The organism is Kitasatospora sp. NPDC001132 (genome assembly GCF_053598415.1).
In genome coordinates, this window is the sequence record NZ_JBSFKF010000021.1 from 72,141 (window position 1) to 95,370 (window position 23,230).

The 23,230-nt window shown below is 69.4% G+C and carries 24 protein-coding genes and 4 pseudogenes; 17 read left to right on the forward strand and 11 right to left on the reverse strand.

The annotated features are described in order from the left end of the window. Nucleotides 1–466 precede the first annotated feature (466 nt). Nucleotides 467–1,825: pseudogene (locus ACWDBE_RS25395) on the forward strand (MBL fold metallo-hydrolase); the annotation flags it as partial. 347 nt (nt 1,826–2,172) lie between these two features. Here the strand turns inward: ACWDBE_RS25395 and ACWDBE_RS25400 are convergent. Continuing rightward, nucleotides 2,173–2,532 (reverse strand): annotated as a pseudogene (locus ACWDBE_RS25400) (transposase); the annotation flags it as partial. A 261-nt stretch (nt 2,533–2,793) separates the two neighbouring features. Here ACWDBE_RS25400 and ACWDBE_RS25405 point away from each other — a divergent pair. Further along, nucleotides 2,794–3,051 carry a DUF6480 family protein gene (locus ACWDBE_RS25405; protein ID WP_449809166.1) on the forward strand — a complete coding sequence of 86 codons (258 nt, stop codon included), beginning with the start codon at nt 2,794–2,796 and terminating at the stop codon, nt 3,049–3,051. Between the two features lie 64 nt (nt 3,052–3,115). On the opposite strand, the gene ACWDBE_RS25410 is transcribed toward ACWDBE_RS25405, so the two are convergent. Together ACWDBE_RS25410 and ACWDBE_RS25415 are read right to left on the reverse strand one after the other, a co-directional pair. Then, nucleotides 3,116–3,469, reverse strand: coding sequence for a hemerythrin domain-containing protein (locus ACWDBE_RS25410; RefSeq protein ID WP_449809221.1), 354 nt, complete (start codon nt 3,467–3,469; stop codon nt 3,116–3,118). Between the two features lie 300 nt (nt 3,470–3,769). After that, nucleotides 3,770–3,943 (reverse strand): CsbD family protein, encoded by a 174-nt coding sequence (locus tag ACWDBE_RS25415; protein ID WP_270141165.1) that lies wholly within the window; start codon nt 3,941–3,943, stop codon nt 3,770–3,772. A gap of 197 nt (nt 3,944–4,140) precedes the next feature. Here ACWDBE_RS25415 and ACWDBE_RS25420 point away from each other — a divergent pair, with 197 nt between their 5' ends. Together ACWDBE_RS25420 and ACWDBE_RS25425 are read left to right on the forward strand one after the other, a co-directional pair. Beyond that, nucleotides 4,141–4,500, forward strand: coding sequence for a DUF393 domain-containing protein (locus tag ACWDBE_RS25420; RefSeq protein ID WP_449809167.1), 360 nt, complete (start codon nt 4,141–4,143; stop codon nt 4,498–4,500). Nucleotides 4,501–4,817: 317 nt separating this feature from the next. Next, a complete protein-coding gene (locus ACWDBE_RS25425; protein WP_449809168.1) occupies nt 4,818–5,816 on the forward strand; it encodes a YihY/virulence factor BrkB family protein in 999 nt (332 codons plus the stop codon). A 406-nt stretch (nt 5,817–6,222) separates the two neighbouring features. Here the strand turns inward: ACWDBE_RS25425 and ACWDBE_RS25430 are convergent, their stop codons facing one another. Both ACWDBE_RS25430 and ACWDBE_RS25435 read right to left on the reverse strand, forming a co-directional pair. Next, nucleotides 6,223–7,302: an SRPBCC family protein gene (locus tag ACWDBE_RS25430; protein WP_449809169.1), complete on the reverse strand. Its 1,080-nt coding sequence runs from the start codon at nt 7,300–7,302 to the stop codon at nt 6,223–6,225. Between the two features lie 3 nt (nt 7,303–7,305). Further along, nucleotides 7,306–8,139: a histone protein gene (locus tag ACWDBE_RS25435; protein ID WP_449809170.1), complete on the reverse strand. Its 834-nt coding sequence runs from the start codon at nt 8,137–8,139 to the stop codon at nt 7,306–7,308. Nucleotides 8,140–8,540: 401 nt separating this feature from the next. Between ACWDBE_RS25435 and ACWDBE_RS25440 the strand changes: the two genes are divergently transcribed. The 8 genes from ACWDBE_RS25440 (at nt 8,541) to ACWDBE_RS25475 (ending at nt 12,369) form a co-directional block, all read left to right on the forward strand. Continuing rightward, the gene (locus ACWDBE_RS25440) at nt 8,541–8,930 is read left to right on the forward strand and encodes a gas vesicle protein GvpO (protein WP_449809171.1); all 390 of its coding nucleotides are present in this window, start codon (nt 8,541–8,543) and stop codon (nt 8,928–8,930) included. A gap of 71 nt (nt 8,931–9,001) precedes the next feature. Continuing rightward, the gene (locus tag ACWDBE_RS25445) at nt 9,002–9,445 is read left to right on the forward strand and encodes a gas vesicle structural protein GvpA (protein WP_449809172.1); all 444 of its coding nucleotides are present in this window, start codon (nt 9,002–9,004) and stop codon (nt 9,443–9,445) included. A gap of 1 nt (nt 9,446) precedes the next feature. After that, a complete protein-coding gene (locus ACWDBE_RS25450; RefSeq protein ID WP_449809173.1) occupies nt 9,447–10,160 on the forward strand; it encodes a GvpL/GvpF family gas vesicle protein in 714 nt (237 codons plus the stop codon). Between the two features lie 13 nt (nt 10,161–10,173). Beyond that, nucleotides 10,174–10,425 (forward strand): gas vesicle protein GvpG, encoded by a 252-nt coding sequence (locus ACWDBE_RS25455; RefSeq protein ID WP_449783483.1) that lies wholly within the window; start codon nt 10,174–10,176, stop codon nt 10,423–10,425. A gap of 36 nt (nt 10,426–10,461) precedes the next feature. Continuing rightward, nucleotides 10,462–10,899, forward strand: a complete 438-nt coding sequence (locus ACWDBE_RS25460) for a gas vesicle protein (protein ID WP_449809174.1) — start codon at nt 10,462–10,464, stop codon at nt 10,897–10,899. Further along, entirely contained in the window at nt 10,896–11,714 is an 819-nt protein-coding gene (locus tag ACWDBE_RS25465) for a GvpL/GvpF family gas vesicle protein (RefSeq protein ID WP_449809175.1), read from the forward strand. The genes ACWDBE_RS25460 and ACWDBE_RS25465 overlap by 4 nt, the downstream gene beginning before the upstream one ends. Next, complete coding sequence (locus ACWDBE_RS25470) at nt 11,711–11,959, forward strand: gas vesicle protein (protein WP_449809176.1); 249 nt, start codon at nt 11,711–11,713, stop codon at nt 11,957–11,959. Before ACWDBE_RS25465 ends, ACWDBE_RS25470 begins: the two co-directional genes overlap by 4 nt. After that, entirely contained in the window at nt 11,956–12,369 is a 414-nt protein-coding gene (locus ACWDBE_RS25475; protein WP_449809177.1) for a gas vesicle protein K, read from the forward strand. Before ACWDBE_RS25470 ends, ACWDBE_RS25475 begins: the two co-directional genes overlap by 4 nt. 73 nt (nt 12,370–12,442) lie before the next feature. On the opposite strand, the gene ACWDBE_RS25480 is transcribed toward ACWDBE_RS25475, so the two are convergent. Together ACWDBE_RS25480 and ACWDBE_RS25485 are read right to left on the reverse strand one after the other, a co-directional pair. Continuing rightward, a complete protein-coding gene (locus tag ACWDBE_RS25480) occupies nt 12,443–12,934 on the reverse strand; it encodes a hemerythrin domain-containing protein (RefSeq protein ID WP_449809178.1) in 492 nt (163 codons plus the stop codon). Between the two features lie 233 nt (nt 12,935–13,167). After that, nucleotides 13,168–13,671 (reverse strand): hypothetical protein, encoded by a 504-nt coding sequence (locus ACWDBE_RS25485; RefSeq protein ID WP_449809179.1) that lies wholly within the window; start codon nt 13,669–13,671, stop codon nt 13,168–13,170. Between the two features lie 471 nt (nt 13,672–14,142). Here ACWDBE_RS25485 and ACWDBE_RS25490 point away from each other — a divergent pair, with 471 nt between their 5' ends. The 3 genes and pseudogenes from ACWDBE_RS25490 to ACWDBE_RS25500 form a co-directional block, all read left to right on the forward strand. Then, entirely contained in the window at nt 14,143–14,559 is a 417-nt protein-coding gene (locus ACWDBE_RS25490; RefSeq protein WP_449809180.1) for a CsbD family protein, read from the forward strand. Nucleotides 14,560–14,621: 62 nt separating this feature from the next. Further along, nucleotides 14,622–15,071: an SRPBCC family protein gene (locus ACWDBE_RS25495; protein ID WP_449809181.1), complete on the forward strand. Its 450-nt coding sequence runs from the start codon at nt 14,622–14,624 to the stop codon at nt 15,069–15,071. Between the two features lie 79 nt (nt 15,072–15,150). Beyond that, nucleotides 15,151–15,432, forward strand: a pseudogene (locus ACWDBE_RS25500) (transposase); the annotation flags it as partial. 315 nt (nt 15,433–15,747) lie between these two features. On the opposite strand, the gene ACWDBE_RS25505 reads toward ACWDBE_RS25500, so the two are convergent. Continuing rightward, nucleotides 15,748–17,094: a cytochrome P450 gene (locus ACWDBE_RS25505; protein ID WP_449809182.1), complete on the reverse strand. Its 1,347-nt coding sequence runs from the start codon at nt 17,092–17,094 to the stop codon at nt 15,748–15,750. Then, entirely contained in the window at nt 17,091–18,020 is a 930-nt protein-coding gene (locus ACWDBE_RS25510) for a terpene synthase family protein (protein WP_449809183.1), read from the reverse strand. The genes ACWDBE_RS25505 and ACWDBE_RS25510 overlap by 4 nt, the downstream gene beginning before the upstream one ends. A 772-nt stretch (nt 18,021–18,792) precedes the next feature. On the opposite strand from ACWDBE_RS25510, the gene ACWDBE_RS25515 reads away from it, so the two are divergent. Continuing rightward, the gene (locus ACWDBE_RS25515) at nt 18,793–19,029 is read left to right on the forward strand and encodes a LuxR C-terminal-related transcriptional regulator (protein WP_449809184.1); all 237 of its coding nucleotides are present in this window, start codon (nt 18,793–18,795) and stop codon (nt 19,027–19,029) included. Nucleotides 19,030–19,243: 214 nt separating this feature from the next. Then, a pseudogene (locus tag ACWDBE_RS25520) lies at nt 19,244–19,510 on the forward strand (AraC-like ligand-binding domain-containing protein); the annotation flags it as partial. A 256-nt stretch (nt 19,511–19,766) separates the two neighbouring features. On the opposite strand, the gene ACWDBE_RS25525 reads toward ACWDBE_RS25520, so the two are convergent. Next, nucleotides 19,767–20,903, reverse strand: a complete 1,137-nt coding sequence (locus ACWDBE_RS25525) for an FAD-dependent monooxygenase (RefSeq protein WP_449809185.1) — start codon at nt 20,901–20,903, stop codon at nt 19,767–19,769. Further along, nucleotides 20,900–22,840 (reverse strand): LodA/GoxA family CTQ-dependent oxidase, encoded by a 1,941-nt coding sequence (locus ACWDBE_RS25530; RefSeq protein ID WP_449809186.1) that lies wholly within the window; start codon nt 22,838–22,840, stop codon nt 20,900–20,902. Before ACWDBE_RS25530 ends, ACWDBE_RS25525 begins: the two co-directional genes overlap by 4 nt. Nucleotides 22,841–23,230: the final 390 nt, after the last annotated feature.

Genomic DNA, 23,230 nt, shown 5'->3' on the forward strand with positions numbered 1-23,230 from the left:
GGAGGGCCTGACCGAGGAACTGGTGCTGCCCCAGTCCGGTCGGGCCGGGGCTGGTACCTGACCGAGCACGGGGCACGAGTCGCCGATGCCTTTCCCGAACTGACGCTCCGTCAGCTGAGTCGGCAAGCGGTCAGCATCGGGATGAGTACATCCTGCTGCACACGCGAACACATGAGAGTGCTCGTCATCCATGCGGTGTTGCGACGGGACATCCGGAGGCCTGCTCCGGGCCCTCTCGTGTGACTCGAGCGAGATCGTTTCAGATTCGTCGCACGGCAACCCCAGCAGTCGATCGGCGAGGTATCTCCGCAGGTCAGCGCATCCATGTCCAAAGCGTCAGCTAAAGCTGCCGTGCGGCTGACGTGCACCTGGTCATCCGCCCAGCCACGTGCGTCGCCCGGACCTGACCTTCTTCCCCTGCCCTTCTCTCGCCTGTACGATCCGATCACCGGATCGGCCGACATAGTTCGCCCAGTTCTACCTCGACTGCCTCTCCCAGGCCTCGTACCTGATCGCCGACGAGCGCACCGGCCGGGCCGTCGTGGTCGACCCCCGCCGTGACGTGGACGAGTACGTAGCCGACGCCGAGGCCCACGGCTTCACCGTCGAGGCGGTCATCAACACCCACTTCCACGCCGACTTCCTGGCCGGCCACCTCGAACTGGCCGACCGCACCGGTGCCTGGATCGGCTACGGACGGCGGGCGGAGACCGAGTACCCGATCCGCAAGCTCGTCGACGGCGAACGGATCGAGCTGGGCGACGTCACCCTGCAGATCATGGAGACCCCCGGCCACACGCCCGAGTCGATCAGCATCCTGGTCTTCGAGCAGCCCGACGACACCGTCCCCTACGGCGTCCTCACCGGCGACGCGCTGTTCATCGGCGACGTCGGCCGCCCCGACCTGCTCGCCTCCACCGGCGTCACCGCCGGCGAACTCGGCGCGATGCTCTATGACAGCGTCCACCGCAAGCTGATGGGCCTGCCCGACGAGACCCTGGTCTTCCCCGCCCACGGCGCCGGCTCCGCCTGCGGCAAGAACCTCTCCGCCGACCGCCAGTCCACCATCGGCCGCGAACGCGCCACCAACTACGCCTGCGCCCCGATGGACGAGGCCACCTTCGTGGCCCTGGTCACCGACGGCCAGCCCACCGCGCCCGGCTACTTCGGCTACGACGCCGACCTCAACCGCCGCGAGCGCGAACTCTTCGACCCGGCCGCCGTCCGCGCCCTGACCGGCACCGAGTTCCTGCACCTGCGCGCCGAGGGCGCCCTGGTGGTCGACGGCCGCGACCCGGCCGCCTTCGCCGCCGGACACCTCGCCCAGTCCTTCAACGTCCCCGCCGACGGCCGCTTCGCCGAGCAGTCCGGCACCGTCCTCGCGCCGGAGAGCGAAATCGCCCCCGAGGAGCGCGGCGCGGAACTCGTCACCCGCCTCGCCCGGATCGGCTTTGACAAGGTCGCCGGCTACCTCGCCGACCCGGAGGAGACCTTTCTCGCCAACCCCGAACTGATGCGCCAGGGCGCCCGCCTCACCGTCCACACCCTGCGCGCCGAACTCGCCGGCGCCCAGCCGCCGCTGGTCGTCGACGTCCGCGGCGCCGGCGAACGCGAGAACGGCACCATCCCCGGCTCCCTCCACCTCCCCCTCGCCGAACTCCCCACCCGCCACGGCGAACTGCCCACCGACCGCCCCGTCGTCCTCCACTGCGCCGGCGGCAGCCGCTCCTCCATCGCCGCCAGCCTCCTGCGCCACCACGGCCACCCGCACACCTACGACCTCATCGGCGGCTACGGCGCCTGGGAGACCGCCCCGCAGGCCTGACCCCACTTGCGCGGCCCGGTCCACCTGGCCGGGCCGCGGGAGTTCCTGAAGGCTGCCCCCGCCAGCCCCCTGGCGAGGGGCGCAGCAGGTGAAGGACGTGCGTCCACGCCCGCCCCGCCGAGGACTCAGCGCGCCACCATCGCCCGGTGGCTGGCCGACGCCGTCGAACTGCGCCTCGCCATGCCGATTGCCGAGCTTCAGTGGGGTGCGGTTCGGGGGCCGGTGGCGGCCTCATCGTGGTCCGTTGCCGGTGGCGGATGGGGCCCCAGCGCTCCGAATCGGCGGCTGGGGTGTGTCCAGCCAACGGCTCTGGCCCGTAATCGGTGGTAGCGCTGTGTAGTGACAGCTCAGTGAGTCGGGTCGATCCAGGTGACGAAGCTTGCTCGGCCGTGCATCTGCCTCATGATCCGCTTGGTTCGGGTGTTGACGCCTTCGGTGCGACCGTTGCTGTAGTGGAGGGTGAGGCCGGCGTCGACGGCGGCGCGGTCGAGTTCGAGGCCGTTTGCGAAGGAGTGCAGCTGGGGAAGGTCGGCGGCACGGACTGTGGTGATCCAGTCGGTGAGCTTGGCGTCATTGCCCTCGGCCGGGGTCAGTAGCCGGGCGAACTCGCCGGTGAGGCTGGCGAGTTCGGCCATCTCGGGGCAGGTCCGGGTGAGTTCCTGCAGAAGTGCGGTGTCCTTGTCGTGCAGGTTCTCGGGGTTGGAGAGCGCGTGCTCCCCGGACGGCACTCGCCGTCGGGATGACGCGTCTGGGCATGAGCGGCCCTCTCCAGTGAGGAAGGCTGTCCGGCTCCAGCCTGCTCCGCTGCGCGCGTCAAAGCCACCCCGCTCTGCCGGAGCCGACCATTCAAACCAGCCCCGCACCGCCCTCACCCTCCCGTCGTCCGGCGGCTGGCCGCTGAAGGGCGTGGTTTCCGCAGGTCGGGAAGACTCACCGGTTTGCGGCTGGCATCGTCGGGAAGCCGCCGGGTGTCGGAGTTCATCTCTGCCCTGGACGACGTCATGACCACACCCGATCCCGAACCCGACCGCACTCCGGCGCTCGACGAGCATGGCGCGCTGTCCGGCGAGGACACCCCGCTGGCCGAGGGCGGCATATCCGGTATCTCCCCCGGGGAACCCGAGAAATTCCGGAAGGTGTGGGTGACGTGGGCCGCCATCCTGATTGTGTTGTTTTCCCTGGCGGTGTTGCTTGTACTGGTCGGCATCATCATCGCGGTGACCTGATCCGAGCCCCTGACAATCGCCCGTCCATGCTCGAGCGGTCGGTTGGGGAAGACAATCAGCCGCATCAGGGCCGGTCGGGTGAGGTTGCTCGCGGTCGGGGTGCTCGGTGCGGCCGGGTGCGGACGGGTGGCGGCCATGGCCTTCGCCCGCCGGATCTTGCCCCCGAGATCAGCCAGCTCTCGGCGGCACTGGCCTGGCGCAGGCTCGGGAAGAGGTTGTTCTCCTCGTCCTGGACGTGGAGGGCGACCTCGTCCATGAGCTGCTGCAGCAGCAGGCTCACCTGTGCGTCGTCGGTGTTTTCCAGGCGCTTGAGGATCCTCTCGACCCGACTGTGGTCCTCGAGCTCCTTGTCCGCGAGCCGGTCGTCACCTTCGAGGTGCTCTCGTACTGCTGGGCAGAGGTACTGCTCCTCCGCGATGGCCGCCTACGGCCGCCATCGCCTGGATCCGGGCGAAGATCCCCTCCACCTCGCGGTGGTCGACCGCCTACTCCTCGATCACGTTCCCGCTGTGCCCCATGCGTGGTACTCGCCGACCGGCCGGCATCCGACGGTGGCCGGGGTGGGGAGACGCCAATGAGCCATCCTGAAGGACGGTGGCCGGCGCTGAGGTCTGCTGGGGCGGCGCAGGCGTTCGGTGAAGTCAAAGGCAGCAGACGCAGCAAGTCCGCCTCTCGGTACTGGTGATGGGAGGCGGACTTGCGTTCCAGGGGTGTTTGGTCAGTGCTTGAGGGCGTCCTTTGCCTTCTGGCCAGCCTGGAGCATGTCACCCTTCACCTGCTCGGCTTTGCCCTTCGCCGTGAGGGTCTCGTTTCCGACGGCCTTGCCGGCGGCTTCCTTTGTCTTTCCCTTAACGGTCTCTGCCGTGTGTTCTATCTTCTTACCTGCGCCCATGACCATCCTCCTCATGAGCTCGGTTACCTGTACCGCGTCTGCCCCGTATCGGCACTTTCACGCCCGAAAGTTATGGAGCGCGCTGGCCGTCGACCCACATGGGTCAAGTCGGGCGGCGTGGGGGTGGCCTGGTCGAGAGAATGAAGCATGGGTAGTGGTTTCCGGGATCCGGTGCTGATCTTCGACGGAGACTGTCCGTGGTGCTCGAAATGGGTCATGTGGGCGATGCGTTCCTCGGGGGGGGATGGGAAGCGATGGCGTTCCAGCTCGCGGATCTGCCAGCGCTTGACAAGCGGGTCGGCGGCTGGGATGTGCTGAAGCCGGCCCGATGCCGGCATCGTTTGCTGTGGGTCACGCCCAGGGGAAGGCAATATTCGGGCGTAGAGGCGTGCGCGCGGCTACTGATGCGCTTGAGCGGCCCCCGGGCATATCTGGGTGGTCTTTTGGCTCTGCAGCCAGTCAGGGCGCTGGTCGGCCTCGTGGCGCTGCCGGTGGTTCGATACGGGCACCGGACCTACCGCCATTCCCGTTCCGTGCCGCTGCCAGTGCGGGAGTGAGTGGGTTCGGAGATGCGTGAGCAGTGTCAAGCGCCTGGTCGCGTCTCGGTCAAAGTTGGTCCGCGCCGGCCACTCGGTCGCGCGGTGCACGGAGGGTCGAGCGAGGGGTCATCCGCGGACCGCACCACGGTCCCGGAGCCAGTCGCGCGTCGTCCTCCGGATCTGGTCAACGGTTGGGCTGACATTGGGGGCTCTGGCAGCTGCGGCCGCCATACCCAGCCGACTGTCCCCCGGCCCGGGTCGGCCGGTAACCTGCTGCGCCACGGGGTAGACGCGCCGTAAAAAGTTGCGGAGCCGGACGACAAGAAGGCCCAGGCATGAACCCCGTCGAACGCACCCTCCGCGCTCTCGACCGCGCCCAGCAGCACCACACGGTCCCGGGAATGGTCGTCGGCGTGATCAAGAAGTACGGTGATGACCGCGGCAGTCTGCTCACAGCCCTGATCGCCTACTACGGGTTCATGGCCCTGATCCCGCTGCTGCTCCTGCTCAGCACCATTCTCAGCTTCGTCCTCCACGGACACCCCGGCGCCCAGAAGACCATCGTCAACTCCGCGCTCGTCGACTTTCCCATCATCGGCGACCAGCTCCGCCAGAACGTCCACTCCGTCCAGGGCAGCGGCCTCGCCCTCGTCGTTGCCCTCCTCGGCCTGGTATACGGCGCGCTCGGTATCGCCCAGGTCCTTCAGCACGCCATGGCCGAGGTCTGGAACGTGCCCGGAGTGGTCCGCCCCGGCTACTTCCCGCGCCTGGCCCGCAGCCTGCTGCTGTTCAGCACCCTCGCCGTGGGCCTGCTACTCGGCACGGCCGCCGCTACCCTCGTCGCCACCACTCTTGGCGGGCTGGCCGCCCACATCGGCGCCCTCGTCCTGTCCGCCTTGCTCAACACGGGCCTGTGCCTGGCCTGCTTTCGCATCCTGACTCCAAAGATCATCTCCGCTCGCGCCCTGCTGCCCGGATGTGCGATCGCCGGGCCTTTGTTCACCGTCCTGCAGGCCTTCGGTGCCGTCCTCGTGGCCCACCAGCTGCGTCATGCCACAGCTGTCTACGGGTTCTTCGCAACCGTGATCGGCCTGCTCTCATGGCTCGCTCTGGCCGCGACGATCACCGTGTACACGGCCGAGACCAACGTGGTTCTGCACCGGCGTCTGTGGCCGCGAAGCATTCTGCAGCCACCGCTCACCGAGGCAGACGAGAGAGTCCTGGAATCCATCGCGAACCAGGAAGAACGCCGCCCCGAGCAGCATGTCGACGTCGACTTCGACGATGACAACAGGTCCCCCGAGGACGGGCGGCCGCACCAAGACGACACCTGAACCGTTGGGGACGCGGCTGGCGGGTGGCTGGCCTGCGAGTGCGGTGGTACGACAACGCGATGGCAGAGGCCCTGAACGGAACGTTCAAGGCCGAACTGATCGAGCATCAAGGTCCTTGGCGGGACTTCGACGAGGTCGAGAGGGCCGTCTTCCATTGGCGGTGAACGACTCACCTCGGCCCTCGGCTACATCCCGCCCGACGAGTACGAACAGGCGTACTGGGCGAGCCTGGAGGAAGTCCCGCAGGTCGCTTGATCACACGATCGCGGACTCCACGAAACTCGGGGCAGCTCATCCGGGGAGTCCTCGGCTCTGCCCTGGTCGACGACCGTGGTATCGGAGCAACCCCCGCGAGCGCGGGGCCGACCCGGGTTGGCTGCCCCGCCGGTCAGCTGGCTTCCTCCACCTACTCCTCATCCTCCTCTTCCGGTTGTTCGTCCTCTTCCCCGTAGTCGCGATCGTCGTACTCGTCATCGTCGTAGTCCTCGGGCTCCTCCTCTTCTTCGTCGTACTCGCCCTCCGGCTCCTCCTCTTCTTCGTCGTACTCGTCCTCCGGCTCCTCCTCTTCTTCGTCGTACTCGCCCTCCGGCTCCTCTCCTTCGTCGTACTCGCCCCCGGGCTCCTCCTCTTCGTCGTCTTCGTCTTCTCCGAGCCGGTCGTCCTCGGCGGCTTCGTCTTCCATCGCCTCCTCGTGCGTGCGCACCACCTGGCCGTCGCGGATCTCACCGCGCCAGCCTTCGGCTTCGTCGTTGGACAGGGAGACGTGCCGCTGGAAGTTCTTGAAGTCGAGGCGGAGGCGCCGGCCCTGGGCACGCCAGATGTTGCCGGTCTTCTCGAAGAAGCCGCTGGGGTAGTACTCGACGACGAGCACGATGCGGGTCAGGTTCGGGGTGAGCTCGTGGAAGCTGACGACCCCCCGAGTGCTGCCTTTGGCGCCTTCGGAGGTCCACACGATGCGCTCGTCCGGGATCTGCTCCTGGACCGTTGCCTTGAAACTGCGTTTGGAGGGCCCGACTTTCACCTTCCAGTCGGTGGTGACTTCATCGCCCTGTGAAACGCTCAGCACACCCTTCGCGAAGCCGCTGAAATCCTCGTACTGCGTCCAGTGGTCGTAGGCGGTGCGCACGGGGACCCCGACATCCAGTGCCTCCACGATGTTCATCGTCTTCTTGCCCGCCTTGCGGCCGGGCTTGCCGCCTCCCCCGAACGCCTCCTTGGCCTTGTCGACGACGTTGTCCTTGATGCTCTTGGCCTTCTCGCCCACCAAGGCCTTGAGCGGGGAGTCACCCTGCAGGACACGGGAACCGACCTTGGGCAGGACGCCTCCGTTCTGGGCGACGTCAGCAAGGGTGTCGGTGAGGTCGGAGACCTTCTCACCCGCTTTCTCCCCCAGGTGCTCCAACTGGGCGCCGAGGAAGTTGACGACTTCTTCCCGTAGTCGGTCGACTCCCGACCCGGCTGTGGACCTGTCTCCCGTGGCGGCCATGGCTCACCTCCGCCTGGTGCGCGTCGACGGCTTTGCGGCGGTGCTTTTGCTCGCTGCGGTCTTCTTCGCTGCGGTCTTTTTCGCTGCGGTCTTCTTCGCCGCGGTCTTCTTCGCCGGCGCCGGCGCTTTCTCGCGCGCGGGCTTGGATGCGGCGGTCTTCGACGTCGTGGCGCGGGCCGACGACTTCTTCGCCGCCGGCGGACTCTTGGCCGTGGTCTTCTTCCCCGCCGGTGCGGCCTTCCTGACGGGTCGGCGGCCGGCGGTCTTCGGCGCGCTGGTGCTCGGCGCCGTGCGGGAGGAGCGCGGCTGGTCACCGGCGGGTTCGGCGGTGCGGCGTCGCCGGGCCGGTTTCGCCGGACGAGTTTCCTCGGGCTCTTCCTCCTCCTCCTCGGGCTCCTCCTCGTACTCGTCCTCCTCTCCGGCCTGGTCGGGCTCTTCCTCCTCCTCCGGCTCCTCGTCCCATTCCTCCTCCCCGGCTTCGGCCTCGTACGGTTCCTCCTCGTCCTGCCCCTCGTCCGGCTTCGGTTTTCCAATGTTGAGCGTGCGCTCCCTGAGCGAGTCGGCCAGCTCACCGATGCGCCGGTCGGCGGCCGCGGCGACGGCCTTCTTGCCCGTTTCCAGCAGTTCGCCGCGGACCTGTTTGTTCAGCTCGGCCACCTGCGGGACCTCGGCGAGCTTGCGTATGCCTTCGGTGGCGAGCTGGCGCGGATCCAGACCAAACCGGCGCCCGGCGATGTAAGTGGCGGCCGCGAACGCGAGACGCCCCTTCTTCGCGCGCCCGAGTACGTAACCGCCCACGACAGCCGCCGCCAAGGCGACCTTGGTGGTGTCATTCATAGGGGCATCCCTTTCCGGCGATCGCCCCTTCGCGAGTGATCGGCACCAGCGAAGGGGCCGTTCCTTGTCTTTCCGCGCGCGTGATGGCCGGTCTTGTGGTCGGCGCGACGCCGACATGCGGCAACGATCCGTCGCTGCGACGTCGGTCACGGCAGCCCGCGTCGGAAGCGGCGCTGGGAGAATCGGGGATCGTGACCCTGCCGAGCCGGCAGAAAAGAACCCAGTTCCCAGTCTGGCATGCCGCGGTGTTCCCGCACCTGGAACCGATGTCGCGCCGAGTGCACGGCCCTGTACTCCACGCCCCACGCCGACCAGCCACCGCGAAGCAGGCCTGCGGCGCCGGGGCATGAGACACAAGTCGACGGCTATATTGGTGCATATCGGGCATGCGTGGTACGTGAATGCTTTTGGAGCAGGCTTTCCCCGATCCGGAGAAGGGCATGACCACGGGCAACGAGCACGACGAGGAACCGAGGAGGGCCGGCGCGCGTCCCACGCGGTCGCCGGGCCGGACGCCGCGGCCCCGTCGACGTGTATCCGCGCCACATGCCATGCGTATCGCCGCTCAGCAACTGCAAGACCTCCTCGGACGTGTCCCCGAGTCGGTGTCGGCCCTGAAACCCGTCGAGGGCGGCTGGCAGGCCGACGTGGAGGTGGTGGAGCTGGAACGCATCCCCGAGACGACCAGCGTGCTGGCCAGCTACCGGGTAAGGCTCGACGAAGAAGGCGAACTGCAGTCGTACGAGCGGATCCGTCGCTACACCCGGGGACAGGTCGATCGCCCGACCTGACAACCTTGCGGCGCGATGACCTGCAAGAACGCCCGCGTTCACCGTGAGGGCGGGCCGCGAAGGGAGGCACCATGACTGTGGTGCCGCAAAGCGCAGCCGGCGTTTCCCGCAGCGGGAACACCGGAAGTCTCTACGACGTCCTTGAGCTGATCCTCGACCGGGGGCTGGTCATCGACGTCTTCGTCCGGGTCTCGCTGGTCGGCATCGAGATCCTCAAGATCGACATCCGCATCGTCGTTGCCAGTGTCGACACCTACCTCCGCTTCGCCGAGGCGTGCAACCGCCTCGACCTGGAATCCGGGCGCAAAGCGCCCGCTCAGCTCACCGACATCGTGGGCGAGGTCACGGAAGGGGGTGCCCGGGGCAAGAGCAAGGGCGCGCTGAGCGGCGCCGTCGACGCTGTCACCGACGCCTTCCACCTCGGAGACGCCAACGAGGAGGAGGAAGAGGAGGAGGAGCCCGCGCCGAGGCGCACGCGGCCCGCCCGTCGGCCCACCAGACGACGGGAGGAATGAGATGACCCTCTACGTCTACTCCATCACCGCAGCCGGTCATCCCCACGACCTGACCGGCCTCGACGCGGTCGGTCCCGTCCCAGCAGCGCTGCGCTCCCTGCGGGCCGGGCCGCTGGCGGCCGTCGTCAGCGACGCACCTGCGGAACTGCGTCCCAAACGACGCGACCTGATCGCCCACCAGGCCGTTCAGGAACGCCTCGTCGCCGACGGGGCGGTGTTGCCGCTGCGTTTCGGCCTCACGGCTCCCGACGACGACGCCGTCCGGGCCGCCCTCGACCAGCACCGCGAGGAGTATCTCCAGCGGCTGAGCCGCCTGGAGGGCTGCGCCGAGTACCACATCAAGGCTGCCGTCGAGGAGGACGCCCTGCTGCGGCAGATCCTGCGGGAATCACCCAGGGCCCGGCAGCTCAACGACGACATCAAGGCGGGCAACAGCAACCCCGAGCTGCCGCTCGCCCTCGGGGAACTCGTCACGCACGAGGTCCTCGCGCGCCAGCAGGCCCTGGCAGCCGGCATCACCGAGGCACTGCGTCCCCACACCCGCGAGGAACTGGCCTCCGAGCCCACCGGGAACGACTTCCTGAGCATCTCCTTCCTCGTTGACCAAGAGCACCGAGAGCTCTTCCTCACTGCGGAAAAGGGCCTCGCCGATGAACTCGGCGCCGATTGCGACGTCCGGCTGTACGGCCCCCTGCCCGCTTACAGCTTCGTCTGAAGGACGTGAAGCCATGGGTCTGATCACCCAGATCCTCACCCTCCCGCTCGCGCCGGTGCGCGGCACCGTCTGGGTGCTCGAACGCGTCGTCGAAACCGCCGAGGACGAGTACTACGACCCGGCGCCCGTCGAACACGACCTTGCCGCACTGGAGCGAGCACTCCTGGCCGGAGAGATCGACGAGGAGACCTTCGACCGGCGTGAGGACGAACTCCTCGACCGCCTCGACGAAATCCGGGCCCACACCCAGCACCGCGCACCATGATCGCGCAGCAGCCACGTGACCGGAGGGAGGACAGCAGTGAGTGACTCTCTCGCCAACCGTCTGGGCTCGCTGCCCTCCCGGTCCACGCCGCCCTACCAGCCGGCCTCCTCCGCCAGTCTCGCCGACATCCTGGAGCGGGTGCTGGACAAGGGCGTCGTCATCGCCGGCGACATCCAGATCAACCTCCTCGACATCGAGCTGCTCACGATCAAGCTGCGCCTGCTCATCGCCTCCGTGGACAAGGCCAAGGAGATGGGCATCGACTGGTGGGAACACGATCCCTCGCTGTCCTCCCGCGCCGACCACTCCACTTCCCGTCTCGAAGAGGAGAACCAACGCCTGCGCGAACAGATCGAGGCCCTGCGCGCCGACGCCGCCCTCCCGCCAGTCAGCTCTCCGGAGGCAGCCACGCCGCGCCGCCGCCAGGCCCAGCGGCCCACGGCTCACCCACGACCCGGTCCAGGTGGCACATGAGCGACGCCTCCCTCACCTACGCCTACGCCGTTGCCCGCGACCGCACCCCCACCCTGGCCGCCGAGGCGGGCACCGTCACGGGCGTCGCCGGAGCACCCGTCCGCCTGCTGACTCCCGACCGCAGCACCACTCCGGTGGCCGTCGTCAGCTCCGTTCCCGCCGAGGACTTCCAGGAAGCGGCCCTGCATCGGCATCTGGAGGACCTCGGCTGGCTCGAAGCCCTGGCCCGGGCCCACCACGGCGTCATCGAAGCACTGGCAGCGCACACAACGGTCCTTCCGCTACGCCTGGCCACGGTCTACCTCGACGACGACCGGGTACGCGCGATGCTCGACGACAACCAGAAACTGTTCCTGGACGGCCTGGAACGCCTGCGTGGCCATGTGGAGCTGGGCGTCAAGCTCTACATCGAGGCCGAACCCCCGCCCCCCGCCGCAACGGATGCCCCGCCTGATCCGGCGCTCAGTCCGGGACGCGCCTATCTACGCCGCCGCCGTACGGAGCAGGACGCCCGCCACGACGCCCATCGGGCGGCCGAAGAGGCAGCACAACGGATCGCAGTGAGCGCCCGCGCCCACGCGGTGCAGTGGGCACGTCACCGTGTCCAGGAAGGCGAACTGGCAACCGGCCCCGGTCAGAACGTGGTCAACGACGCGTACCTCGTGCCCGCGGACCATGTCCGCGCGTTCCGCGAGGAGACCATGCACGCCACCGACGGTCTCCCCGGCCTGCGGGTCGATGTCACCGGTCCGTGGGCCCCCTACTCCTTCGCCACCCTCACCTCTCCCGAACGCGGCACGGCGGGCGCACCGTGAACCCTTCAGGAAACATCCCGGCTCCGACCAGCGGCGCGTCCGCGCCCCAGCAGCAGCCCGCCCTCATCGACCTCCTGGACCGGCTGCTCAGCGGCGGAGTGGTCGTCACCGGTGACCTCGTCCTGTCCGTCGCCGACATCGACCTCGTACGGATCTCGCTGCGCGCCCTCATCACGTCGATCAGCGAGCGCACGACAGCTCCCTGGGCGGCGCACGCCCCGTCCGAAGAGTGGGGGACGCCGTGACCACCGACAGGCCACCCCGTCCGGACCGCCGTCAAGAGGTCGCCCAGGCCGCCACACGCGCGTTCCGCGTCCTGCCGGCCACCCCGAGCGACCAGGCAGCCCCAGGCCCGGGCCGCCCGCGCCATGCACCCCGAAAGATCACGACCAGTCCCGAGACCGTCGAACGGGACCTGATGAAGCTCGTCCTCACCCTCGTCGAACTCCTCCGACAGCTCATGGAACGGCAGGCCCTGCACCGTGTCGAAGCCGGCGACCTCACCGAGGAGCAGGAGGAGAACCTCGGAGCCACCCTCATGGCGCTACACGAGCGCATGAACGACCTGTGTGCCCGTTACGGGCTCACCATGCAGGACCTCAACCTCGACCTCGGCCCCCTCGGCCCTCTCCTCCCACCAGACGAACCGCAGTAGTCCTGTCCTGCGCCGCAGTGCAGATGGCCGTGGACGGCGCAGGTCCGGACACCGGGCCGTGCCCCTGGTCCCGTCAGGACAGAACCGCGTCCACCGCCTTCTTGAGCGCGCTGGGCGTCTCTGGTCTGCGGGGCGCCCTGTCGCGCGCTTCGATCAGCCGGACTCCGATCTCCTGCAGCTCCTTGCGACCCAGCGCTTCGCGCACCTTGGGGAACCAGTCGTTCTCCTCCGACTCGATGTGGTGGGTCACACTCTCGATCAGCACGGTGGTCTTGGCATCGAAGCGTTCGTCGTCGGGACTCAGGCCGGCCAACTCGGCGCACAGCAGATCGGCGACGTGGTGCTCCTCGAAGGACTCCAGGATGTCGCCCTCCAGGTCCGGAACGAGCCTGCGCACCTCGGGGTACATCACCTCGTTCTCGATGTAGGTGTGGACCGTAAGAGCCTCCAGGATCTGGTTCACCGTCTCAGCCCTGGTCGCCTTGTCGGCATTGTGGAAGGCTCGGAAGAGCCGGCGGACCTGTTTGTGGTCTTCCTTGAGCAAAACGATGGCGTCAGTGGACACAAGGGCCTCCTTCAAGCGGCGGACAGTGTGGACCGTGTGCCCTGACAGAGCACCGCGCATGCCTTGAGGAAGCCGAACGGAGGACGGACTCTGCTCACATGCCGCAACCAGGTCGGCATGACCTCCCCCGGCTCCCTTCGCTTGCCTGGAAGCGGCCAGCCGGGCATGATCCACTACTGCGTGGTTCCCGGCTTCCTCCGGGAGGATCCGGGCCCCGCAGGGCGGTGATGGCGCTACTGCCAGCCGGCGCCATGGTGTTGCTGGCGGCAAGCACGCCCGGCGGCGAGGGCCTGGTCGATCAGCCCACACACGCGGGGCAGGTCGGCCACGTCGAACATCGCGGCGGCGGGCAGGGCGAGAGCCAGGGCGGCCACCGCGCCGACAGCCACCGCTTCGATCACGTCCAGGTCGACGGGCTGGTGGCTGCGCCGGGCGCCGAGCAGCACGTAGCCGTCGAGGCGCGAGCGGGTCTGCCAATCGACGCCGCCCAGGTAGCCGTCCCCGGGATCCAGGTCGCTGCCGACCCGGGCGACCGCTTCGGCGAACTGGTGCAGGACCCGGCCGTGCATGGGGTCGGGTTGCCGGTCGGCGAGGTGGCCTACCCAGGCCGCGGCCCTCGTCGTGCAGGCGGCGACCGCGGCCAGCACGTCCCCGTCGTGCCCGCTCGGCCCACCGGCGACCGAGTCGGTCTCGTCTTCTCCCAGGCCGGGAACGCCGGGCAGGCCGGCCCAGGACATGGAATGGCTCATGCCCTTGCAACGGCCCAAGGCGGCCCGAGGTCACGCCTGTACGGCACTCGATGCTGGGGTCCCGTGACCGCGGCCTGGGTTCCGGGCCAGCAGCGGGTTCAGTCCGGCCGAGTCCAGAAAGGTCACGTCGTGCAGGTTCAGCGTCATCGCGGCGCCGCTCGGCTGCACCGGTCAGCGCGGCGACTCCGAGCACCCGGGGCTGCTCCATCCAGCCACCGTCACCCCCAGCACCGGGCGGCACTGTTCCCACGGCCCGCAGCACCCCCGGCAACGCCGCCACCCCCACGGATCCCCGACCTACATCCAGGTCCAGTAAGCGCAGCGCCCACGCCCACCGCCGCGGTCCCGGACCAACTGCACCGCACCACATCCGGTGCATGCCTGCGGGCAATCCGGGCAGCCGCTCCGGGGACAGGCCGTTGCGGAAACGGTGGGAGATCAGATGGAGATCAGATCACAATGAGCGCCTCGGACAAGGCCTCGAACCTCGGTGACAAGGTCAAGGGCAAGGTCAAGGAGACCGCAGGCAAGGCGGTCCGCAACGAACGCCTTGAAGTTGAAGGTAAAGGCGACCAAACCAAGGGCGACGTGAAGCAGGACGCGAGAAGGTCAAGGACGCCTTCCAGGGTTGACCGCGCCACCCGGTGGAGGGAAGGGCTGGACACCTCAGGAGAAGGGCTGCTCAGCATCCGGGCTGTGTTGGTGGTTGTGCGGGCGTTCACCCGGGCGGACCACACGGCGCGGCCCGGGTGGCGTACGGCCGTGGCCGTCGGGGGACTGGCCCGCCGCCCGCTGTGGCTGGACGGTGCTGGTTTTTTCCGATTGCGGGCACGCCGCGGGTGGGGCGGGATGGCCGAGGGGGTCCCGTGTGCCTGACTGCCCGAGGGCTGGCGCGCGGGTCCGGTTCAGCAGACCGACGAGTAAGGAGTGGGTTGGTTATGAGCAGGGTCCAGGAGACGATCGACGTCGACGTGCCGATCAGCACCGCGTACAACCAGTGGACACAGTTCGAGCAGTTCCCGATGTTCATGGAGGGCGTCGAGGAGATCACGCAGATCGACGACCGCCACAACCGCTGGAAGACGAAGATCGCCGGTGTCAGCCGGGAGTTCGACACCGAGATCGTCGACCAGGTCCCGGACGACCACGTGGCGTGGCGCACGGTCACGGGCGAGGTGAAGCAGTCCGGCATGGTGTCCTTCCAGTCCCTGGACGCCGGCCACACCCGGATCGTGATGTCGATGGACTACCAGCCCGAGGGGCTGGCGGAGAAGGCCGCCGACATGGTGAACATGCTCGACCGGCAGGTGAGGGGCGACCTTAAGCGCTTCAAGAACTTCATCGAGAAGCGCGGCAGCGAGACCGGCGGCTACCGCGGCAAGCTCTGACCCGGCAACCGTGTGAGGGCCCCGGCTGGCGGCGGAGCCCGCCCGCCGGGGCCGTCCGGCTTTGTCGTGCGGGTAGGGGATGCTGGGCCGGCCGGGTGCGGCGCGCCGCAGGGATGCACGCCGGAGCGGGGCCGGAGCACATGAAGGCCGGGCAGGGGCCCGGGCGGGTCCGAATCCTGTCGATCGGGGCAAGTACGGTTCGAAGATCCACTTGCTCACCGAACGTACCGGCCTACCCCTTTCGATCGCAATCTCAGGCGCTAACGTCCACGACAGCCAGGCCCTGATCCCGCTCACCGAAGCCATCCCGCCGTTCCGCTCGCGACGCGGCCGCAGACGACGCAGGCCCGGCAAACTGCACCTCATCGCGGTCCGCAGTGCCTGGTGCGGTCAGTAGAGCCCAGACCTCCTGCTCGATGCCGTCCGGGGTGCGGGCTCGCAGGACGTGTCCGCTCATGGTTCAGCAGCGCGGCGGCGAAGTTCCGGTCGCCCAGCAGCATCCCCGCCCGCAGGTCCGCGGCCAGGCGGCGTACTCCAGCTCACCGGCGGTGGCCGGACCGAAGACACTCCTCACGCCCGGGCCTTTGACCAGCAGAAATGGAGTAGCGCTGCTGGAGTACCAGGGGTAGCCGCACTGCGTCCTCGTCCGTTCACGGCTGACTGCCCCCGCCGTTCCTCAGCGCTGATCGACGGTGAGAAGCGGGCCTCGTGGGCGGATGGTCGCCGAGGTGGCGTTCTCCGCGACGGGGGTGGGGGTGGCCGGTTTGAGCCGCCAGTGCGTCAGGACGGTCGCGGCGACGACGAGCATCTCGGTTCGCGCGAAGGACTCGCCGACGCACTTGTGGGGGCCCGCGCCGAAGGGAAGGAACAGCTTGTGTGAAGGAGCCCCGGGTTGTCGCCAACGGCCGGGGTCGAAGCGCAGGGGGTCGGGGTAGTGCAGCGAAGATCGGTGCAGGGCGGTTGGGCTGAAGAGGATCTCCGTCCCCGCGGGTAGGTGGGCGTCGCCGTACCGGAGGGGGGCCACCGCTCGGCGCATCAGGATCCAGTTGGGGGTGTGGAGCCGGAGAGTCTCGTCGAGCGCGTTTCCGGTGCGTTCCAGGCGGGGCAGGTCGCTCCAGGTCACGGAGCCATCGGTGGCGACGGCGTGCACCTCATCGCTCAACTCATCCTGTAGACGCGGGTGTCGGGCGAGTTCGTGGAACAGCCAGGCGAGCGTGGTGGCGGTGGTCTCGGTGCCGGCCAGGAGCAGCGAGACCACTTCGTCCCGTACCTGGGCCGGTTCCATGGTTCGTCCTGTGCGTTCGTCCCGGGCGGACAGGAGCAGGTCCAGCAGCGTGCCGTCCTGTCCTTGGCGGGGGACGGCGTGGGTGACGATCTCGTCCACCACGGCGCGCAGGTCCTGGACCGCCGCGTCGAAGCGTCGGTTGGCCGGAAGGGGGAGCTTCTCCAGCGCGGCCGAGGGGTAGAGCGCGCGCTGGACGAATCCGGTGAGGACCACCGGCACGGCCCGGTCGATCCTGGCTTTACGGGACTCGCTCAGCCGGGCGGCGAAGAGAGCCTCCACCACGATGTCCCGGGCGAGTTCGTGCATCCGCTGCTCGATCGGTATCGGCCGTCCGGGCTCCCACCGGGACACCGCCGATGCTGCCAGGCGCGAGGTCAGTGCGGCGTACCGGCGGATGCCGTCCTGGTGGAAGGCCGGCTGGACCAGGCGTCGCTGGTGGAGGTGGAACGGGCCCTCGGAGATGAACAGCCCGTTTCCGAGTAGTCCGCGCGCCTTGTCGAAGACGAAGCCCTTCTCGGTCTTCGCGGCGTCCTGGACGAGCAGCCGGTGGACGAGCTCGGGCGTGGTGAGGACGTGGACCGGGCGACGCCACAGGTGGATCCGCACCACTGGTCCGTAGTCGGCCAGCGACTGCAGGAAGGGCACGGGCCGGATCATCAGCGGCATCAGGTGGCCGATCAGCGGTAGCCGACCGGCGGCACACGGTGCTGCGTCAGTCGAGGGTTCGATCCTGCTCATCGGCCGACCGCCGCTGGTGCCTGTACGCGGAATCGCGAACTGCCGCGGGACCACTCGATGTGACCCCGTAGCCACACACCGAGACTGCGGGCGTAGGCCGCGCTCGCGGCGCTGCCGTCGGTCCGGACGGCCTCGCTCAGCTCGATGAACGCGCCCATCTCGGAGTCGCGCATGGCGACGGCCAGCCCCCTGGCCTCGGCCGACGGGCATCCGTGGTGGCGGGCGAGAACCTCGACCAGGTTGTGGCGGCCCTGGTCGTCCGCCTTCTCCTTGGTGTGCGAGTACAGGTCGTTGTCCCAGCTCACCAGGTTCGCGGTGATGTCCCTGAGTCTGCGCAGCGCGGGACCGTCCGCCTCTTCGGCCGGCGCTTCGTAGCCGGCCGCGATGTCGATGAGAGCGAGACAGGTGTACGTCGCCCCGGCGTGCCGGCGCATGGCCACGTACTCGGCCAGGTCCGGAACCACCCCCGCCTCGCGGTTCGCGGCCTCCCACACCTGGGCGGAGAGGTAGTCGCGGACGGTGCACTCCCACCGGAACAGCTGTGACGGTGAAGCGTGTGCGGCGATCCGGTCCCGTATCTCGCGCAGGGCCGCGGCGTAGGCACGGGCCGGTCCGTTCGATTGGGCCGCGGGCGTCTCGATGTCGAGCACCCGTGTGAGCTGGGCGGTCGTCCGGGCCAACGGGCCGGGCTTGCCGCCGTGTTCGCGGTTCTCGCAGCACCCGTCGTCGAAGGCGAAGAGCCACACGTACCAGTCGGACAGCAACTGCAGCATCTCGGCGGCAACCTCGGGATTGGTCCGCGCGGCCAAGTGGCCGCTCCGCTGGCGCCGGATTCGTTCCGCCTGCCGCGGCTGTCCGTCCAACATGCGGTGCTTTGCCAGCCAGACCAGGCTCTGCTCGTCCGCCTGGTCGGCGTGCTGGTTCATCAGAGAGGGGAAGGGGCACCACAACTCGTCGGTGGATACGCCAGGTTGCCTGTCGTGGAGATCGACCACTGATCCGACGTCCTTGTCTCGATGGGTTGCCGCAGGCCGCCGTCCCCCCCGACGGGGGCCTGCGGGCGTGTGAGCGTGAGGGATAGAAGGCGGGGTCGAAGGGACTGGTTGCGAGGTGTGCCGGGTCGCCGCCGCGGCCGACCGCCACCGACTCGCACGCCCCTCCGGAAGACGACGAGGTGCCGCGCCAGGTTGTCCCCGGCGAAGGACACCAGCTGGGGGCGGTGCCGGGTGGGGGCGTTGCCCGGCATCGGCTGCCAGGCCCCGTTCCCGTTTCGCCACCAGACCCGGTTGTCCTCCCCGCGGGTGACCTCGACGACCTGCCCGCCGAACCACGCGGCGGACAGGGCCTCCGGGGGCCTCGCAGCACCTCCCTCGTTGATCCAGTCGTCCTCGGTGGCCGCGGCGGGCGAGGTTGAGATCCCCACTGCCAGACCGATCCCGCCGAGCACCGTCCCCAGCATGCGCGGTGCGCCAGCACCGGCGGCGCGAAGCCTCCCCCTATGTTCCGAGCCCATCGGACCACCTCCCTCATCGGTGCATCCGGCCGGGGTTTCACGCCGGGCGCGGCGGAACCCGTGCGCGGCGGAACCCGTGGCGAGCGTTCCAGCCCGGCGCTCGGCAGACTACTGACGAGGAGCGCCGGCGATGGTGCTGTGAGCGCACGGGGGATTGACCGAGAAGGCACGGCACGGGCACCAGCGTGGTCGACGGTCAGACCGGGTCCCTGCCCAGTGCCCGGAACCGTAGTGAGCGTGGTGACGGAGAGGAGCGGCGGACGGTTCCCTGTTCGGCCCGGGGGAGCGGGCAGGCCAACAAGGAGATCGGCCCACGGCTCCAGCTGTCGCCACACACCGTCGGGGCCCACCTCTACAAGGTCTTCCCGAAGCTCGGCATCACCTCGCGGGCCGCGCTCGCCCACGCTCTCGACAACCGCTGACCGGTCGGGAGGTCCGGCCCCGCCGGTCCCTCCCGGGGCCACCGGGCCGCCCCGCGAGGCCGCTGCGTCGCGACAGTCAGATGACCTGACAGGCTCTGCGGTCGTGCGCCAGGCGAGCGTGCAGGGATCTCGGCGGAGGGGAGGTCACATGGGCATGCAGGTGACGAGCGCGTCCGTCCCGGAGGACGAGAAGGCGGCGTTCTGGAGCGGGGCGATGTCGCGGACCCTGGTGCCGGTCGAGGTGGTCCCACTCGCCGGAAGGCCGTTCGATGGACGCCTGGTGTCGCACCGAATCGGGTCCGTGCGGATCTCGACGCTGGAGGCGGACGCAGCCAGGGGCTCGCGCACCGCGGCGCTGATCACGACTGCACCGCGGACCGAACCGCACGTCGGGGTCGGGGTGCAGGTGTCCGGCCGGGCCGTGCTGGAGCAGGACGGGCACCGGGCGGAGATGGCAGCGGGCGGACTCGTCCTGTACGACACCGCGCGGCCCAACCGCAGGGTGGAACTTCAGGTGTCCGTTCCTGCCCAGATCGATCGAGAGCACCATCTGGAAGGCGCGGGCAGGCATGTTGAAGAGGGAGATGCGGTACGCGAGGACGTCGCTGGTCCCGAGCAACAGAAAGCGGTGTCGAGCGATCAGGGGATTCGAGTCCGCAGAGGAGGTCGCGTTCTCCGCGGTGAAGGTGTAGGTGTGTGCGGAGACGACTGGTTATCGCCGCCTCCGCTGTGTCAGGTCAGCCGGATGGCACGGCCGTTTGTCGGCGCTGCCAGAAGTCGCTGGTGGGCCAGCGACGTTCCCAGGAGTGGACGGCGCGGTGGCCCAGAAGGTAGGCGTCGAAGGTCTCCTGGAGCTGTGCGGCGTAGCGGGCGGAGGCGTGCGGCTCGCCGTCGAGGTGGGCGTGCACGGCTCGGCCGGCACAGACACCGGTGTACAGAGCGGTGAGGACGCCCTGGGAGGAGACCGGGTCGTAGGCGGTCGCCGCGTCGCCGGCGGCGATCCACCCGTCGCCGACCGCGGGTTCCAGCCGGGCGGTGTGGGCGGCGCAGCGCAGCGGTGTGTGACCGGGGCGGGGTGGCCGGCCGGCGGCGCGGGCGGCGGTGTGGACGGTGGTGGCGAGGCGGCGGCGGAAGGCCTCGGGGTCGGTGAGGCCAGGCGGGGTGAGGTCGGTGTCGGTGAAGAAGGTGACGAGGCGGCCGGTGGGGTGGCAGGGGGCGGTGTACCACCATCCGTCGGGCGCGGATTCGACCAGGGACAGGTGCTCGGTGTCCCGGGGGTCGTGGGCGAGGCACAGGTGGACGGCGACGAGGCGGTCCAGGCGGTGGCGGACGGCCCCGCAGCGCACGGCGAGGCGGGCGCGCCGGCCGGTGGCGTCGACCAGCCACCGGCAGCGCAGCGTCCGGTGTGCGCCGGGGGCCGTCGCCGTCACCCGCCAGCCCCCGCCCGGGTCGCGTTCGGGGTGCCCGACGGTGGTGTGCTCGGCGACCCGGACCCCGCAGTCCCGCGCCCGGGTGCGCAGCAGGCGGTCGAAGGCGGGCCGGTGGAGGTGCCAGCCGTGTCCGTGCGGGTCGTCGATGAAGTGGACGTGCCGCGGGTCGGAGGAACCCCAGGCGGAGACGGTGCCGTGGCACACGCGGTGGTCGCGGTCCAGCAGGCGCGGGTCGACGCCGAGGTCACGCAGCAGCATCCGGGCGGCGGGGACCAGGGACTCCCCGGTCTTCGGCGGCCCGGTGCCCGCGTCGGCGAGCAGGACGCTGCGTCCGGCGGCGGCCAGGGTGATGGCCGCGGCGGCGCCGGCGGGGCCGCCGCCGGCGATCACCGCGTCGTAGCACCCGGCGCCGTGCGGGCCGCGGGCGCCGGGCGCGGTCGTCACCTGCTCTCCCGGAACGGGTCCACCTTGTCGACGTAGCCGGCCGAGATCTCCTCCTCCGTGAAGCGCGTCCGGCGGGCGACCTCGCGGGTGGCGCGCTGGGCGGCGGTGGCGGCGGGTGCGGCGGGTCCGGCTTCGGGCACGTGGACGTTGACCAGGTTGCGGCGGTCGGCGACCGGCGGGAAGGCCGGGGTGGATTCCACCAGGATGCTGACGGGGAACTTGCCGTCCTTGGGCGTGTACGCCCGGGTCTCGACGATGCCGAACCCGGCCCATCCCTTCACCATGTCGTGGTACGTCTGGGGTTTGGTCGGGTGCAGGAAGCGCAGCCAGACGGCGCGGCGGGCGAAGGCCCGTTCCCGTTCGTCGTCGCTCTTGCCGGGGTCGTCGACGGTGGCGAAGTCCTCCTGCTTGAGCACGTGGTTGGGCACCCGGGCGGGCCAGAAGGTCGGCAGGTAGGGGCTGTAGCGGGGGCCGATGTTGGCCGCGAGTTCGTAGCCCGAGCGGCAGCTCGCGGTGTCGGTCTGCCAGGGCAGTCCCATCCAGCGGGTGAGATCGCCGGGGCCCTGGGCGTACAGCGGGCCGTTGGTCGCCAGTGCCTTGTCGGGCGTGAGGAGCGTCCCGTAGTCCGGGTCCTGGCCGTCGGTGCGGTGCAGGATGCGGAAGGGCTCGTGGTAGAGGGTGCGGTGGCGGATGGGCCAGGTGACCTCGCAGCCCGGGTGGAAGGCGTCGGCGAGGCAGGATTCCAGCATCGCCCGGTCGAGCAGCGCGGGCTGCAGGGCGACGGGCGCCTCGTCCAGGCAGGGGTAGGGGCTGGAGGGCGTGGTGTCGAACTCGCCGTTCACCCACCGCTGCAGCAGGGCGTCCTGGGTGTCGGTGAGCACATTGTGCTGGCGCACCGAGCTGGGGTGGGTGGACATGGCGTCGCCGTACAGCCAGGGCCAGGGCAGGGGCGACATGCCGTCCCGGTCGTAGTTGCGCATGTGGTAGTAGACGCGCTGGCGCAGGTCCTGGTACTGGGACTTGTTGCTGCCGAGCTTGGCGAGGACCTCGGGGGAGGAGAAGTCGTTGGCGGCGCCCCAGCCGTACTCGGCGGCGAAGCCCTCGTTGACCCACTGGAGTCCGGTGAACCGTAGCAGCAGCGGTTTGATGTGTTCGTCGAAGGTCACCGGGTCGGGCAGCGGTATCTCCTGGTTCCGCACGAACAGGTCGAAGAGCAGGTCGTAGAGGGTCACGATGCCCTTGACGTCCGGCGCGTAGTTCGGCGGTGCGACCACCACCCAGGCCGGGGCGGCGGTGAAGACCTGGCCCTCGATCGTGATCTCGGCGGTCACCGGGCCGTCGGAGACGTCGTCGTACCAGCCGTCGTTGTTGCCGAAGGAGGTGAACTCGGTCGCAGGGTCGGTGAAGGAGGCGGAGGTGCCCCGGCCGCCCAGGACCTTGAGCCTGCCGGCCTCGTCGGTCTGGAGCTCACCCAGGTACACGCCGATGCCGTTGACGGCCCCCTCGAAGGGCTTGCCGCTCTGGTTGAGACCGGAGATGGACTGCGCGGGCGGGGTGTTCTTCAGGCTGCCCCGATCGGCGGTGTCGGCGTTGCGGCGCCCGAACTGGTCGGACGAGAGGTTCCGGGCCTCGGGGATGTCCAGGGCGAGCGAGAACTGGTACCAGGCCGCCTTCTTGTTCGCGAGCGAGACAGTCCATGTCACGTCGGCGCCGGACTGCCCGTGCTTGATCTCCTGCAGGACTTCGCCGGCGGCGTTGTAGCCGTACAGGCGGAAGCGGGCCGCCTGCCGCTTGATCGCGGAGACGCTGTCCTTCGAGAAGCCCGGATCCCTCGGTGGTTCATCCGGGCTCTCGGGCCCGAGGAACACCCCGTCGCCGTTGCCGACCCGCGCGATACCGATCGCGGGGTGGATCTTCACATACGCGATGTCCGACATGGACACACTCCAGATGATCTTGCGTAACCGCCGGAACGCTCGTGGCACCGGGGCCCAGGCCCACCGGCGGTCGGCCCGCCCCGGAATCCTCGACGGTTCGACGGGAAGGGCGCCCCGGACACGGGAAGGACGGCATGGGCCCTCGGGTCACCGGCACGGCACAAGGCGGCGACGGCACCCGCGCACACCGAACAGGGTGTGCGGAAACCGCTCATCACGATAGGCACGTCCGCGGCAGTGCCGCACGTCGAAGGCCATCCGGTGGAACGGGCACCGCGGGTGCGTGCTTGTCGACATCAGTCGACCGTCGCTCCGTCGAACTCGGTGAGCGCGCGTTCCAGGTCGTCGACTCGGCCGGGTGATCTCCTGGCGGGCCTTCCCGAGCTCGGA

Coding starts and splice junctions, on each gene's coding strand:
- ACWDBE_RS25510 (WP_449809183.1), bottom strand. CDS start 18,020: ATGAACCAGCACGCCGACCAGGCGGACGAGCAGAGCCTGGTCTGGCTG.
- ACWDBE_RS25425 (WP_449809168.1), top strand. CDS start 4,818: ATGAACCCCGTCGAACGCACCCTCCGCGCTCTCGACCGCGCCCAGCAG.
- ACWDBE_RS25430 (WP_449809169.1), bottom strand. CDS start 7,302: ATGGCCGCCACGGGAGACAGGTCCACAGCCGGGTCGGGAGTCGACCGA.
- ACWDBE_RS25445 (WP_449809172.1), top strand. CDS start 9,002: ATGACTGTGGTGCCGCAAAGCGCAGCCGGCGTTTCCCGCAGCGGGAAC.
- ACWDBE_RS25485 (WP_449809179.1), bottom strand. CDS start 13,671: ATGTCCTGGGCCGGCCTGCCCGGCGTTCCCGGCCTGGGAGAAGACGAG.
- ACWDBE_RS25455 (WP_449783483.1), top strand. CDS start 10,174: ATGGGTCTGATCACCCAGATCCTCACCCTCCCGCTCGCGCCGGTGCGC.
- ACWDBE_RS25495 (WP_449809181.1), top strand. CDS start 14,622: ATGAGCAGGGTCCAGGAGACGATCGACGTCGACGTGCCGATCAGCACC.
- ACWDBE_RS25440 (WP_449809171.1), top strand. CDS start 8,541: ATGCTTTTGGAGCAGGCTTTCCCCGATCCGGAGAAGGGCATGACCACG.
- ACWDBE_RS25415 (WP_270141165.1), bottom strand. CDS start 3,943: ATGGGCGCAGGTAAGAAGATAGAACACACGGCAGAGACCGTTAAGGGA.
- ACWDBE_RS25505 (WP_449809182.1), bottom strand. CDS start 17,094: ATGAGCAGGATCGAACCCTCGACTGACGCAGCACCGTGTGCCGCCGGT.
- ACWDBE_RS25435 (WP_449809170.1), bottom strand. CDS start 8,139: ATGAATGACACCACCAAGGTCGCCTTGGCGGCGGCTGTCGTGGGCGGT.
- ACWDBE_RS25530 (WP_449809186.1), bottom strand. CDS start 22,840: ATGTCGGACATCGCGTATGTGAAGATCCACCCCGCGATCGGTATCGCG.
- ACWDBE_RS25450 (WP_449809173.1), top strand. CDS start 9,447: ATGACCCTCTACGTCTACTCCATCACCGCAGCCGGTCATCCCCACGAC.
- ACWDBE_RS25490 (WP_449809180.1), top strand. CDS start 14,143: ATGAGCGCCTCGGACAAGGCCTCGAACCTCGGTGACAAGGTCAAGGGC.
- ACWDBE_RS25465 (WP_449809175.1), top strand. CDS start 10,896: ATGAGCGACGCCTCCCTCACCTACGCCTACGCCGTTGCCCGCGACCGC.